This window comes from Zobellella maritima (assembly GCF_003075035.1).
Classification (GTDB): Bacteria; Pseudomonadota; Gammaproteobacteria; order Enterobacterales; family Aeromonadaceae; genus Oceanimonas; species Oceanimonas maritima.
Window position 1 is genome coordinate 120059 of sequence record NZ_QCZE01000004.1, and the last position, 13228, is coordinate 133286.

Annotated in this window: 12 protein-coding genes and 1 pseudogene; 5 read left to right on the forward strand and 8 right to left on the reverse strand. The window is 55.3% G+C overall.

What is annotated here, in order from left to right; all coding sequences use genetic code 11:
- Positions 1–250: 250 nt before the first annotated feature.
- A complete protein-coding gene (locus DCS96_RS15835) occupies positions 251–628 on the forward strand; it encodes a c-type cytochrome (protein ID WP_408646015.1) in 378 nt (125 codons plus the stop codon).
- 214 nt (positions 629–842) lie between these two features.
- Here DCS96_RS15835 and rep read toward each other — a convergent pair whose 3' ends face one another.
- Entirely contained in the window at positions 843–2858 is a 2016-nt protein-coding gene (rep, locus tag DCS96_RS15840; protein WP_116475371.1) for a DNA helicase Rep, read from the reverse strand.
- Positions 2859–2984: 126 nt separating this feature from the next.
- Between rep and DCS96_RS15845 the strand changes: the two genes are divergently transcribed.
- From DCS96_RS15845 to DCS96_RS15855, 3 genes and pseudogenes are all read left to right on the forward strand, one after another.
- On the forward strand, positions 2985–4205 hold the full coding sequence (locus DCS96_RS15845) for an aminotransferase class V-fold PLP-dependent enzyme (RefSeq protein ID WP_116475372.1): 1221 nt from the start codon (positions 2985–2987) through the stop codon (positions 4203–4205).
- Positions 4205–4624, forward strand: coding sequence for a SufE family protein (locus DCS96_RS15850; protein WP_116475373.1), 420 nt, complete (start codon positions 4205–4207; stop codon positions 4622–4624). The genes DCS96_RS15845 and DCS96_RS15850 overlap by 1 nt, the downstream gene beginning before the upstream one ends.
- 223 nt (positions 4625–4847) lie before the next feature.
- Positions 4848–5089, forward strand: a pseudogene (locus tag DCS96_RS15855) (integrase core domain-containing protein); the annotation flags it as partial.
- Positions 5090–5198: 109 nt separating this feature from the next.
- Here DCS96_RS15855 and DCS96_RS15860 read toward each other — a convergent pair.
- From DCS96_RS15860 to DCS96_RS15890, 7 genes are read right to left on the reverse strand one after another with little or no spacing between them, the layout of a single operon-like run.
- The gene (locus DCS96_RS15860) at positions 5199–5765 is read right to left on the reverse strand and encodes an NUDIX hydrolase (RefSeq protein ID WP_116475374.1); all 567 of its coding nucleotides are present in this window, start codon (positions 5763–5765) and stop codon (positions 5199–5201) included.
- Positions 5766–5795: 30 nt separating this feature from the next.
- Positions 5796–6173, reverse strand: coding sequence for a carboxymuconolactone decarboxylase family protein (locus tag DCS96_RS15865; protein ID WP_116475375.1), 378 nt, complete (start codon positions 6171–6173; stop codon positions 5796–5798).
- A 31-nt stretch (positions 6174–6204) separates the two neighbouring features.
- Positions 6205–7656 (reverse strand): NAD-dependent succinate-semialdehyde dehydrogenase, encoded by a 1452-nt coding sequence (locus DCS96_RS15870; protein ID WP_116475376.1) that lies wholly within the window; start codon positions 7654–7656, stop codon positions 6205–6207.
- A 23-nt stretch (positions 7657–7679) separates the two neighbouring features.
- The gene (locus tag DCS96_RS15875; protein ID WP_116475377.1) at positions 7680–8168 is read right to left on the reverse strand and encodes a flavin reductase family protein; all 489 of its coding nucleotides are present in this window, start codon (positions 8166–8168) and stop codon (positions 7680–7682) included.
- 12 nt (positions 8169–8180) lie between these two features.
- Positions 8181–9659 carry an aldehyde dehydrogenase gene (locus tag DCS96_RS15880; RefSeq protein WP_116475378.1) on the reverse strand — a complete coding sequence of 493 codons (1479 nt, stop codon included), beginning with the start codon at positions 9657–9659 and terminating at the stop codon, positions 8181–8183.
- Positions 9649–10479 carry an alpha/beta fold hydrolase gene (locus tag DCS96_RS15885; protein WP_198650108.1) on the reverse strand — a complete coding sequence of 277 codons (831 nt, stop codon included), beginning with the start codon at positions 10477–10479 and terminating at the stop codon, positions 9649–9651. Before DCS96_RS15885 ends, DCS96_RS15880 begins: the two co-directional genes overlap by 11 nt.
- Before the next feature lie 9 nt (positions 10480–10488).
- A complete protein-coding gene (locus DCS96_RS15890; RefSeq protein ID WP_232818300.1) occupies positions 10489–11166 on the reverse strand; it encodes an amino acid synthesis family protein in 678 nt (225 codons plus the stop codon).
- Positions 11167–11552: 386 nt separating this feature from the next.
- Between DCS96_RS15890 and DCS96_RS15895 the strand changes: the two genes are divergently transcribed.
- Positions 11553–13166, forward strand: coding sequence for a BCCT family transporter (locus DCS96_RS15895; RefSeq protein WP_116475380.1), 1614 nt, complete (start codon positions 11553–11555; stop codon positions 13164–13166).
- Positions 13167–13228 lie beyond the last annotated feature (62 nt).

Here is a 13228-nt window from a genome sequence, read left to right on the forward strand (position 1 = left end):
TTATTTAAAGAGAGTCGTCATAATAGCATAAAGGGTCAAGTCTTCCGGCCTGTTAAATCCTGACCGGCTCCCAAGGCCAGGATGGCTGAAAGTGGTGCCTGGCTCTTTACCTGGGCCATTTAATGCCCCCGATACTTGGGGTATACTCGCCGGGTTTTACGGAAAAAATGAAGCCAACTGGGAGAATAATAAGGTGAGCCTGTTAAGAAATCTGTTGCTTGCCGGCGTTGCCGCTGCCTCTTTGAGTGGTATGGCCTACGCCGCCAATGATATGTCATCCGAAGCCATTGCCGAGCGCACCAAGCCGGTCGGCAGTGTCTACACTGCCGCCGACCTGGAAGGCATTATCGATACTGCCGCCGCCGGCAACAGTGGCGAACCTGCCGAGCCGCGCAGTGGCGAAGCCGTGTTCAATGCCGCCTGTTCCGCCTGCCACGCCACCGGTGCCGCCGGCGCTCCTATCAAGGGTGACGCCGCTGCCTGGGGTCCTCGTGTAGAAAAAGGTCGCGAAACGCTGGTGAGCCATGCGCTGAATGGCTTCAACGCCATGCCGCCGCGGGGCGCCTGTGGCAATTGCTCCGATGAAGAAATTGCCAACGCAGTCGACTACATGATTGACGCTATCTAACGAGCGCTTTCTGGCAGTATTGGTAAAAAGCCGCATGCTTGCGGCTTTTTTGTTGCCCTAACCATAGCTGTAAGCTTTAAGTGGTCAGCGATAAGCTGTAAGTCAAACCAGAGTGGTTTTGAATGGTTGCGCAACCCGACTATCGACGTTGACTTTCAGTCTGTCTCTTTTGCTGCAGATCACTCAGGCTACTTACAGCTGATGGCTTATCGCTTTATTTCTTGCCGAACATGGCCCGCAGGTTGGCAATGCTGGCCTGCCCCTTCTGCATCCGCTCGCCCTCGCTCGGCTTCTGCCGGTTATGCTCCCAGTCCAGATCCTGCTGAGGCAGCTCCAGCAAAAAACGGCTGGGTTCGGGCCGGATCTGCTCGCCAAACTGGCGCCGCTCCCGGCACAGGGTAAAGGTCAGCTCCTGCTGGGCGCGGGTGATGCCCACATAGGCCAGCCGTCGCTCTTCCTCGATATTGTCTTCGTCTATGCTGCTCTGGTGCGGCAGCAGGCCTTCTTCCATACCCACCATAAACACATAGGGGAACTCCAGGCCCTTGGAGGAATGCAGGGTCATCAGCTGCACCTGCTCGCCGTCGTCTTCGTCTTCACCCCGCTCCATCATGTCCCGCAGGGTCAGGCGGGTCACCACCTGGGCCAGGGTCATGGGCTCGTCCAGCTCCGAGCCTTCCAGCATCTGGCTGACCCATTTGAACAGGGTCGAGACATTTTGCATGCGCATCTCGGCGGCCCTGGGGCTGGGCGAGCTCTCATAGAGCCATTCTTCGTAGTTGATATCCTTGACCATATCGCGCACCGCCTCGACCGCATTGCCGCGCAGGGCCTGGTCACCGACCCGTACCAGCCAGTCGCTGAAGGCACGCACCGCGACCAGGCCGCGACCGGTCAGAGACTGTTCCAGCCCCAGCTCGAAGCTGGCGGCGAACAGGCTCTTGCCCCGGTTGTTGGCATAGGTTCCCAGCTTTTCCAGGGTGGTGGGGCCGATTTCCCGCCGCGGGGTATTGACCACCCGCAGGAAGGCATTGTCATCATCCGGGTTCACCAGCAGCCGCAGATAGGCCATGATGTCCTTGATTTCGGCGCGGGAGAAAAACGAGGTCCCACCGCTGATCTTGTAGGGAATGCGGTTGGTCATCAGCGTCTTTTCCAGGATCCGCGACTGATGGTTGCCCCGGTAGAGGATGGCATAATCACCGAAGCGGGTGCCGTTCATAAACTTGTGGCCCATGATCTCGGCCACCACCCGCTCCGCCTCGTGTTCTTCGTGCTTGGCGGTCAGCACCCGTACCGGGGCCTCGTAGTCCAGTTCGGAAAACAGCTGCTTCTCGAACACATGGGGGTTGTTGGCAATCAGGATATTGGCGCACTGCAGGATACGCCCGCGTGAACGGTAGTTCTGCTCCAGCTTGACCACCCTCAGGTTGGGATAATCCGACTGCAGCAATACCAGGTTCTGGGGCTTGGCGCCCCGCCAGGAATAGATCGACTGATCATCGTCGCCGACCACGGTAAAGCGGGCCCGCTCTCCGGCAATCAGCTTGACCAGCTCGTACTGGCTGGTGTTGGTATCCTGGTATTCGTCCACCAGCAGGTAACGGATCTTGTTCTGCCAGAAGGCCCGCACCTCGCTGTTGGTCTTGAGCAGCAGGGTGGGCATCAGGATCAGATCGTCGAAATCCAGGGCATTGTAGGCCTTCATCTGCCGCTGATAGCGCTCGTAGCACTGGGCAAACAGTACGGTTTCGGGATCGGTGGCCAGCCGGGCCGCCCGCGCCGGCAGCACCAGATCATTCTTCCAGTTGGAGATGGTGCCGAGCAGGCGGGAAATCTTGTCTTTATCCCCATCCAGCTGCTGCTCGGTCAGCTCCTTGATCAACGCCAGCTGATCCTGGTCATCGAACAGCGAAAAACCGGCCTTGAGGCCCAGGGTCTTGTGCTCCCGACGGATAATATCCAGCCCCAGGGTATGGAAGGTGGACACCATCAGTCCCCGGGCCTCGCCCTTACCCAGGGTTTGCGCCACCCTCTCCTTCATTTCCCGCGCCGCCTTGTTGGTAAAGGTAACGGCAGCGATATGGCGGGCCTTGTAATCACACTGACGCACCAGATAGGCGATCTTGTTGGTGATTACCCGGGTCTTGCCGCTGCCGGCGCCGGCCAGCACCAGGCAGGGTCCGCCAATATAACGCACGGCTTCGTCTTGGTGTGGATTGAGTTTCATAGGTATTCCGACAGCTGAACAGGGCTGCTCATTCTACCGGCTGGGGGCGGAGGGGTGAAGGGCGTCTTGTCATCCCCATCGCTTTGGCCCATGATCCCGGGTAGTGATCCTCCAACAAACATAGACATGGCACCGGACATCAACACCCTCAGACGCGACTTCCCCACCCTGGCCCAGATCGTCAACGGCCATCCGCTGGTCTATCTGGATAATGCCGCCACCACCCAGAAGCCCCAGCCGGTGCTCGATGCCCTCAATCACTACTACCGGGATACCAACGCCAATGTGCATCGCGCCTCCCACGCCCTGAGCGCCCAGGCCACCCGGGCCTTCGAGGCAGCGCGTATCAAGCTGCAGCATTTCATCAACGCGCCCTCCCCCGAACAGCTTATCTGGACCAAGGGCACCACCGAAGCCATCAACCTGGTGGCCTACAGCCTGGGCATGCATGAGCTCAAGGCGGGCGATGAAATCCTGCTGACGACCCTGGAGCATCACGCCAACATAGTGCCCTGGCAGCAAGTGGCGGCGGCCACCGGCGCCGTTATACGGGTCATCCCGCTCACCCCCTCCGGGGATCTGGATGTGCTGGCCGCCGAGCAGCTGATCAGCACCCGTACCCGGCTGCTGGCCGTCAGCCAGGTGTCCAATGCGCTGGGCGTGGTCAATCCGGTCGGGCAGCTGATCGCCATGGCCAGGGCCGTGGGGGCGGTGACCCTGGTGGACGGCGCCCAGGCCATGGGCCACCTGCCGGTGGATGTTCAGGAGCTGGACTGCGACTTCTATGCCTTTTCCGGCCACAAGATGTTCGCCCCCACCGGCATCGGCTGCCTCTACGGCAGGAAAGAGCTGCTCGAGCGGATGCCACCCTGGCAGACCGGTGGCGAAATGGTGAGCCAGGTCAGCTTCGAGCAAACCCATTTCAACCGCCTGCCCTTCAAGTTCGAAGCCGGCACCCCCAATATCGCCGGTGCCATCGCCCTGGGTGCCGCGGTGGATTACCTGACCGGCCTCAATCGCCCAGCCCTGGCCCAACATGAACACAGTTTGCTGGAGGCCCTGACCACAGGCCTCGACGCCATCCCCGGGGTACGCATCATCGGCCGGCCCGATGTGCGGATCGGGGCTGTGTCCTTCGTAATGGACGAGGTGCATCCCCAGGATCTGTCGACCCTGCTGGATATGCAGGGTATCGCCCTGCGCACCGGCCATCATTGCGCCATGCCGCTGATGAGTTCCCTCGGGCTGGAGCAAGGCACCATTCGTGCCTCGGTGGCCTTCTACAACACCCATGAAGAAATAGCGGCCCTGCTGGCCGGTATCAACAAAGCCCGGGAGTTCTTCTGATGCAGCCATTCGGCCACACCATTACCGACACCGAAATCCGCAGCCTGCTACAGGCCGCCCACGGCTGGGAGACCAGATACAAGACGCTAATCAGCCTGGCCAAGCAGTTGCCTGCTCTGCCCGCCGAGCACAGGATCGAGGCGAACGCCATCCATGGCTGCGAAAGCCAGGCCTGGCTGGTGAGTGAACAGGATGACCAGGGCGTCTGGCAATTTCACTGCGATTCGGATGCCCGCATCGTCAAGGGCCTGATGGCGGTGGTGCTGGCCGCGCTCAGCAACAAGACGTCCGCGCAGATCCAGGCCTTCGATATGGAGGCTTATTTCGCCGAACTGCAGCTGCTGCAGCACTTGAGCCCTTCTCGGGGCAACGGTCTGCGGGCGGTGGTAGAGGCCATTCAGCGAACGGTGGCCGGCTGATACCCGTTTCATTAAAGATCGGCTCTAAACTCAACGGCTGAAAACATCACTGTATTTTAACCTCCGTCATGCCGGGCTTGGCCAGGTATCATTTTGCGGGAAGATCCTGACCGAGTTACGGCGACTTTCGTCAGGATAACTGCCTGATCAAACAATTAAATCACTGATACAAATGACGCAGCATTTCGAGACAGAAGTCAGGGTTCTATAAGCAAACCCGTTCCCCCAAACCAATGGTATCTGTGAGTGCTTCCACAAGACGATATTACAGGAGTTCAACCAAGTGACCTTCAGAAAGAGGGTCTACAGCTTGAGGAACTGCAACAAGATCTGGATATCTGGCTGGAGTACTACAACCATGAACGAACCCATCAAGGAAAAGTGTGCTGTGGCCGGACACCGATGGCAACGCTGCTAGATGGCAAATCAGTCTGGCGTGAAAAATATCTGGGGGCTGAGATCTGACAAACACAGAAAGAAAAGTCGGTAACTGTCAGATCCTGTCTGAATTACTACAGCTAAATTGTCAGTAAAGTATGTAACTTGAGCCCCCCCCTTACCATCACTTTCTATTTCAGGAAAATTGATGTACCGCCCCTGTAATGTAACTACCGGTATAGAGACCAAACTTGCCCTTCCCCTTCTCTTCCAGATAACGACTCGTAATCTGGATGATGGCTGGATAAGTAATATCATCCCACGGAATATCTTCTTCACCTATAAATACAACTTTGTCGCTTTCCGGCCCGGCCTCAGCAACAAAATCAATCAAAGTAGCTCGATAGATAATATAAACCTGATTCATGTGAGGAACGCTGAAGATGGAGTAAGGCCCGAGGATCTCGACCTTGGCGCCCGTTTCCTCCAGCACCTCCCGAACAGCGGCCTCTTCTGCGGTTTCTCCATTCTCCATGAACCCGGCGGGGAAGGACCACTTTCCTTTCATCGGCTCAATGGCTCGGCGGCAGAAAAGGTACTTACCATCACGCTCGATGAGACAGCCGGCGATAACCGTGGGATTACGGTAATGAATATAACCACATCCGCCGCAAACCTGCCTGCTCACGTGATCGCCACCTGGAACTTTCAGGCTGATATCACCGGACCCGCACTGGGGGCAATAACGAATTGGCTGGTTCATCTTGATTTTCACCCTCACCGATGCGTGGCATTAGCCAGCATCAACCTCATCAAACACTTCCCGGGCAACCCGGAAGGCATCAATCGCCGCAGGCACACCGCAATAAATGGCAGCCTGTAACAGCACTTCACGAATTTCTTCCCGGCTTAATCCATTATTGAGCGCTCCACGGACATGTAGTTTCAGCTCATGAGGACGGTTCAGCGCCGTGATCATCGACAGGTTAATAATGCTGCGGGTTTTAAGGTCCAGGGTTTCTCTTCCCCAGATTTCACCCCAGCAATATTCAGTTACCAGCTTCTGAAGTGGCATGCTGAAATCATCAGCACTCTCCAGCGACCGGTTTACATATTCATCTCCCAGCACCTGCTTGCGAATCCCCAGGCCCTTTTCGAATTTATCAGTCATCTTTATTCCCTCAGCAACCCGGTGAGCGGCCTTACAGGCCACCCATCAGCATGTATTTGTGTTCCAGATAATCATCTATGCCCTGTCGTCCACCTTCACGACCAAGGCCCGACTCCTTGATTCCACCAAAAGGAGCCACTTCTGTGGAAATCAGACCTTCATTGATCCCCACCATACCATATTCCAGGCCTTCACCCATGTTCCACGCCCGCTGCAGAGAACGGGTGTAGAGATAGGCCGCCAGCCCCGAGTCGGTATCATTGGCCATGTCGAGCGCTTCTTGATCGTCGCGAAATTTGAAAATCGCGGCCAGGGGGCCAAATGTTTCTTCCTTGGCCACTTTCATCTCTGTGGTCACTTCGGTAAGCAGCACCGGAGCAATAAAGTTGCCTTCGCCAGAGAAGGACTGGTCTCCCAGTACCAACCTAGCGCCCTTGCCGAGTGCATCCTGTACATGGCTTTCCACCTTGCGTACCGCAGCCTGGTTGATTAGCGGCCCCAGAGTCACGCCCGCATCAAAGCCATTCCCCAGCTTCAGCTGGGCGACACGCTCACTCAACCGACGAACAAACTCGTCATGCACCGCTTCATGTACCAGGAAGCGGTTAACGCACACGCAGGTTTGCCCTGCATTGCGGAATTTGGCTACCATGGCTCCTTCAACCGCCGCTTCGATATCGGCATCTTCACACACGATGAAAGGCGCGTTGCCGCCCAGCTCGAGCGAAAGCTTCTTAACGCTAGCGGCCGATTGCGACATCAGCAGCTTGCCCACCTGGGTTGAGCCGGTAAAAGAAATCTTGCGAACGCGTTTGTCGCCGGTCAATACCTTGCCAATGGCGACCGCATCACCGGTCACCACGTTCAGCACCCCTGCCGGCAGTCCCGCTTCCTCGGCTAGCTTGGCCAGTGCCAGGGCGGTAAAGGGGGTGTCCGGGGCGGGTTTCAGCACCATAGTACAGCCGGCCGCAAAGGCCGGCCCGCATTTGCGGGTGATCATGGCAGCAGGAAAATTCCAGGGTGTAATGGCCGCCACCACGCCGATGGGTTCCCGGGATACCAGGATCCGGGCCCCTTCCTTGTGACTGGGCACCATATCGCCGTAACAGCGCTTAGCCTCTTCAGCAAACCAGTCGATGAAGCTGGCGGCATACTGTATTTCCCCCAGGGCTTCAGCGTAGGGCTTGCCCTGCTCTCCTGTCAGTATGGTCGCTAGGTCTTCGGCATTCTCGCGGATAAGCTCAAACCAGCGGCGCAGTACCAGGGATCTTTCCTTGGCGGTTTTCCGCCTCCACCCGGCCAGCGCCTGTTCGGCTGCTTCAACTGCAGACAGCGCTTCATCTTCGCCCATGACCGGCACAGTACCGATATTTTTCCCAGTAGCCGGGTCCGTGATCAATGCCTGGCCATTATCCTGGGCATCACACCACTGACCGTTGATATAGGCCTGCTGCAGAAACAATTCCTTGCGCTTCAAATCCATCTCAGTTCTCTCTCTACCAGGCTTCAAACTAACTCAGGCAAAGCAGCCATCTTGCTGCGGGCATAAAGCAAGGGGCTGACAGCATCGGTATCAGCCAGATTGGCAGCCAGTACCTGACCAACCAGAATAGCGTGATCGCCGCCTTCGTATTCCTGCCACAGCTGACACTCCAGCACAGCCATGGCCCCATCGATAACCGGTAGGCCAAGCTCACTTTTTCGTATGTTTAACCCTTCGCTCTTGTCCACACCCTTTTTGGCAAACTGATAGGCGATGGCCTGTTGCTGATCACTGAGGATATGAATGGCAAACTTGCGGCTGTCACGAATCATCGGATAGGTATCTGAGGTATAACTGGGGCATACCAGTACCAAGGCAGGATCCATGGACAAGGCGCTGAATGCACTGGCGGTAAAGCCTGTTACCTTACCTTGATCATCGTATGTGGTCACCACGGTCACACCGCTGGGGAACTGACCAAGAATGGACTTGTAGAGTTGGCTGTCAATCATAATGGCCTCGCATTAACGCATGATAAAGGGATCTGGCATGGGAGCCGATGACGTATTGATCCAGACGCTTTTGAGCTGGGTGTATTCCAGTACCGAATGCACACCGCTTTCACGCCCGTAACCGCTTTGATTGAAGCCGCCGATAGGCGCCGCAGCCGACACGGCACGATAGGTGTTAACCCAGACAATACCGGAGCGGATCCCCTTGACCATGCGGTGAGCCCTGGCCAGATCCCGGGTCCACACACCGGCTGCCAGGCCATATTGGCTGTCATTGGCCAACGTGAGCGCTTCCGCCTCGTCACTAAAGGTCATGACCGCTGCCACCGGACCGAACACCTCCTCCTGCATCAGGGTATCCTGATGGCTTTGGCATCTGAAAATGGTCGGCTCGTGATACCAGCCGTCATTCAGGTTCAGACGATTACCGCCGTAGAGCAATTCACCATTTTCTTCTTTGGCCCGGGCAACAAAATGCTCGACCACACCAAGCTGCGCTTGGGTTGCCATCGGCCCCATTTCTGTTTCCGGTTTGGCAGGATCACCAATACGAATTTTGGATACCCTGTCGACCAGACGCTGCAAGAACTCTTCACAGATGTCTTCCTGCACCAGCAAGCGGGATCCCGCAACGCAGCTTTGGCCGGTGGCCGCAAAAATGCCGGCGATAGCACCGTTGACGGCGCTGTCCAGATCCGCATCACTAAAAATAATATTCGGGGACTTGCCACCCAGCTCCAGAGACAGCTGAGCGAAGTTTTCCGCCGTATTGCGCACCACATGTTTGGCACTCGCACCGCCACCAGTAAAGGCAACTTTTCGTACATCAGGGTGCCTGGTCAGCGCATCACCACAGGGCATGCCGAAACCGGTAATGACATTGACCACACCAGCAGGAATACCAGCCTGTTCGATAAGTCTGGCCAGCATGATGATACTGGCTGAGGCATGTTCGGAGGGCTTGAGCACTATAGTATTGCCCGCAGCCAGGGCTGGAGCCAGCTTGATGGCGGTGAGGTAAAGCGGCGAGTTCCACGGAATAATGCCCGCAACGACACCCAGCGGCTCACGTACTGTGTACCCGAACAGATCCTGCTTATCAAGAGACAGCGTTTCACCTTCCAGCTTGTCGGCCAGACCGGCAGTGTAATAGAAAAACTCGGGAAGATAGGCCACCTGAGCCCGGGTTTCCCTGATCAGCTTGCCATTGTCCCGGCTTTCCAACTGGGCCAGCTGTTCGGTATTTTCGGTGATCAAATCACCAATCCTGCGCAGCAGCTTGCCCCTCTGGCTGGCCGTGGTGTTTCTCCACAAGCCATCTTCAAAAGCGGCTTTGGCTGCAGCCACGGCCAGGTTCACATCACTTACACCGGCGTTGGGAAAGGTTGCCCAGGCTTGGCCGGATGCCGGATTGAGGCTCTCAAACAAAGCCTGATCCTCTGCATCAACCCAACAGCCATTGATATACATCTGAAAGTGTTCAGGCACCATTTGAGACCTCCTTTAAATAAGTCACTTCACTGTCTTCATGCAGAAAAGACAGCAACATTTCGTTTACCAGCACAGGGGATTCAACAGGCATCATATGACGTTGATTTGGCAACACACATGCCCTGCCAAAGGGCAGCAGCTCGGCCAGCTCTTGCGCCATTGTTGGCGTTGAGCCCACATCCAGCTCACCGGTTGCAACGAGGACGGGGATACGGATATTGGCCAACCGATCAGCGCCATAGTTGTCATTCAGCCCAAACAGCTGGTAAGTCGTCAGGTAACCCTGAAGACGATTCTCTATTATTTGCTTGCGAAAATGCGCAATCTGGGCCGAATTGGCAGCCTGATATTCTTTGCTGAACCAACGCTCCAGGGCGCCATCGACATTGGCTCCCGGACCGAGCTTTTCCACCTCCAGGCTGCGCTCTACAACGCCGAGACGCTGCTCTTCATTTCGGTTGAACACACTGTTGAGTATCACCATACGGGACAACCGCGGTGCGTGTTTCAGGGCAAAGGCCCGGGCAATCAGGCCACCCATAGAGAAGCCCACCAGGTTGACCGGCTCTTGAATATCGAGTTCGTCAAGCAACCGGTTCAGCTGCTCGGCATAGTCTTCCAGGGTGGCATCGTTACCGGGATCAGGGCTGTCCCCGTGCCCCAGCATGTCGTAGGTGATCACACAAAAGTATTCCGCGAGACCGGCTATCTGCCCACCCCACATTTCCTTGCTAAGACCAACACCGTGAATCAGCACCAGTAATGGCCCTGTTCCCACCATGCTGTAGCTGGTTCCATCGGTGAGCTTCATGGACTTCATCCTGACTCCTTAGCCTTTTGCTTTTTCGGCTTCGAGCTCTTGCAGATCGAGATAACGATTACCAATGCGGGGATGAGCCCGCCCGCCATCGCTGGCGCCCAGTACAATGACCAGTTCATTGGCCGCAGGAGCATCTTCAATGCTCATTTCCAGGGTAATGTAATGAGAGCGCAGGCCTTCATCATCCTTGTGCATCATTGGAATCTGGATGGAGGTACCGCCAGCGCCGCGCTTGTTGGTAAAGCTCAGGTAGCTTTTGGCATTGACCGCATCACGGTAGTGGTTACCAAAACGCAGGGTATGGATAACGGCTGAGGCGTGTTCGACCTCTCCCTCCATCCCTACTACGGCAGCCTTACCATATGCCTCGATGCGATCTCCCCCGCCCATGACGGCGATCAATTTTTCTACGATCAGAGCCCCCAGTTCGGAACAGCCATCAATAATCTCAGGGCGCAGGTTTTCGACGTATCCGCGGCCGTGCCAGGGATTTTCAATGACAGCGGCAACGGCCGCCATGGTGATGGGCTTGTCCAGTGCCTTGCCACCCTCAACATGAGCTTCTTCAATGTGTGTAACAATCTTCCTGAGCTTGAACGCCATTTTCATGTCCTTTTGTTGGATGTTGGAGCCAGTTACTGTCGGCAGTTCCTCAAGACCGGGCCATGCCGAACGAGATAAACACATGGTATACCATAATACACTTTTGTCAAAAACCCTCACAACATCTCACCACTTACTAAAAAAAACCTATAAAACAACAAGTTAAAAATAATCAGCAGTTCAAAAAGTCTTTCATTAAAAGTTAAAAAACATAACAATGATCACAATTTAATTAAAAAAACCATAAACAGCCTCCCCCCTCGACACACCAAAAACAACAATAATCAATTGATTTAAAACATAAAAATAAAAAACATCACTACCATCCTCAAAATGTCACACACTTGAAACACCAGATTACGGTGTTATGGTATACCACGATGGAGGGGAGGAACCCTCCATTGACCCAAGCATGCAAGCATCTGCACCTTGGCGTACGCAACTTTAAACATATATGGAGTAATCCTGCTATGAGTCCCAAACATAAGCTGGTAACGCAGCAAGGATGGCTGAAAGGAGTGAACCCCACCATGACGATATCTGCACTCGTCATGGTGGCCCTGTTTTTGCTTTTCTCGGTGACCAATATCGAGCTGGCCAACACTGTCTATACATCGATTAAAAGCTGGCTACAGTCTGAACTGAGCTGGTTTTACATCGGCATCGTCAGTGCTATCTTCATTTTTGCCATCTGGGTTTCATTCAGCCGTTTCGGAAATGTCCGGCTGGGAAAGGACTCAGATCGCCCTGAGTTCAATAATTTCACCTGGTTTTCGATGCTTTTCAGCGCCGCTGTCGGCACGGGACTTATGTTCTGGAGTATTGCCGAGCCAATTAATTACCTTCAGGGCAATCCCTTTATCGAAATGGCGGGCATTGCCCCTGACACCGCTGAAGCAGCCCAGGTTGGCATGCGCATTACCCTGTTCCACTGGGGAATGAGTGCCTGGAGCATCTATATTGTGGTTGCCCTGATCCTCGCCTACTTTTGTTACCGCAAAGGTCTTCCCCTGACTATCCGCTCTGCCTTTTACCCCATATTGGGTGATCGTATCTACGGACCGCTTGGGCATGCCGTCGATCTGCTGGCCATATTCAGTACCTTGTTCGGTACCGCAACCACCCTGGGACTGGGCGTTTCTCAAATGAACGCCGGCCTGAACTACCTGTTTGGCATGGAAATCAGCTCAACCAACCAGCTGATTCTGATTGCCGTTATAGGCTCTATCGCAACGCTGTCTGCCGTCTCCGGACTGCAGAAAGGTATCCGCCTGCTGAGTGAGTGGAATATCAAACTGAGCTGCATCCTGTTCGCCTTCTTTCTGATAGCTGGCCCCACCGCCTATCTGGCTGGCCTTTTCCTCACCAACATAGGTGATTATCTGGCCCACTTTGTCCCCATGTCACTGTGGGTTGATCCCAATCCGGAAGGACAGTGGCAAGGCTGGTGGACCATTTTCTATTGGGGATGGTGGCTGTCCTGGGGCCCTTATGTCGGTCTGTTTGTTGCTCGTATTTCCCGTGGTCGTACCATCCGCCAGTTTATGGTCGGCGGCATTCTGGCCAGCACCCTGGGCGCATTTACCTGGATTACCATCATGGGTGGCACCGCCAACTATATCGAAATCTATGGCAATGGCGGCCTGACCGAAGTTGTGAACGAAAACCTGACCATGGCTCTCTACGCCACCATCGAGGCCCTTCAGGTCGACTGGGCCACCTGGTCTATGGCAGCTCTGGCAACGCTGATGATAGTGTCCTGGTTTGTCACCTCTGCAGACTCTGCGACCCTGGTCATGTGCACTATTCTCGCGATGGGCTCCGAGCACCCTCCGGTGAAAATGCGGATCATCTGGGGCATGGGGCTGGCCTCTGTTGCCGCAATATTGTTACTGGCTGGCGGGCTGGGTGGGCTACAGGCCGCCTCTATCGCTGCTGCTGCTCCGCTGGCCGTGATAATTGCCATCATGTGTTATTGCCTGGCTAAAGACCTGAATAATGACTCCAGCTATCAAGAAAGCCCCGATAGTCAGTACATTACCGAACAATATGAAGTAGCCGAAGTGGCCGCCACAGCCAAGTAAATGAAGGTGGCCAGGCCACCTTCTCTTAAAGCACTATTTATCACTTAGCTTTAATAAGGACA

Excerpts from the sequence above, each read along its gene's own strand:
- rep (WP_116475371.1), bottom strand. The coding sequence starts at position 2,858 with ATGAAACTCAATCCACACCAAGACGAAGCCGTGCGTTATATTGGCGGA.
- DCS96_RS15860 (WP_116475374.1), bottom strand. The coding sequence starts at position 5,765 with ATGAACCAGCCAATTCGTTATTGCCCCCAGTGCGGGTCCGGTGATATC.
- DCS96_RS15890 (WP_232818300.1), bottom strand. The coding sequence starts at position 11,166 with ATGTGTTTATCTCGTTCGGCATGGCCCGGTCTTGAGGAACTGCCGACA.
- DCS96_RS15880 (WP_116475378.1), bottom strand. The coding sequence starts at position 9,659 with ATGGTGCCTGAACACTTTCAGATGTATATCAATGGCTGTTGGGTTGAT.
- DCS96_RS15845 (WP_116475372.1), top strand. The coding sequence starts at position 2,985 with ATGGCACCGGACATCAACACCCTCAGACGCGACTTCCCCACCCTGGCC.
- DCS96_RS15885 (WP_198650108.1), bottom strand. The coding sequence starts at position 10,479 with ATGAAGTCCATGAAGCTCACCGATGGAACCAGCTACAGCATGGTGGGA.
- DCS96_RS15875 (WP_116475377.1), bottom strand. The coding sequence starts at position 8,168 with ATGATTGACAGCCAACTCTACAAGTCCATTCTTGGTCAGTTCCCCAGC.
- DCS96_RS15895 (WP_116475380.1), top strand. The coding sequence starts at position 11,553 with ATGAGTCCCAAACATAAGCTGGTAACGCAGCAAGGATGGCTGAAAGGA.
- DCS96_RS15850 (WP_116475373.1), top strand. The coding sequence starts at position 4,205 with ATGCAGCCATTCGGCCACACCATTACCGACACCGAAATCCGCAGCCTG.
- DCS96_RS15865 (WP_116475375.1), bottom strand. The coding sequence starts at position 6,173 with ATGACTGATAAATTCGAAAAGGGCCTGGGGATTCGCAAGCAGGTGCTG.
- DCS96_RS15870 (WP_116475376.1), bottom strand. The coding sequence starts at position 7,656 with ATGGATTTGAAGCGCAAGGAATTGTTTCTGCAGCAGGCCTATATCAAC.
- DCS96_RS15835 (WP_408646015.1), top strand. The coding sequence starts at position 251 with ATGGCCTACGCCGCCAATGATATGTCATCCGAAGCCATTGCCGAGCGC.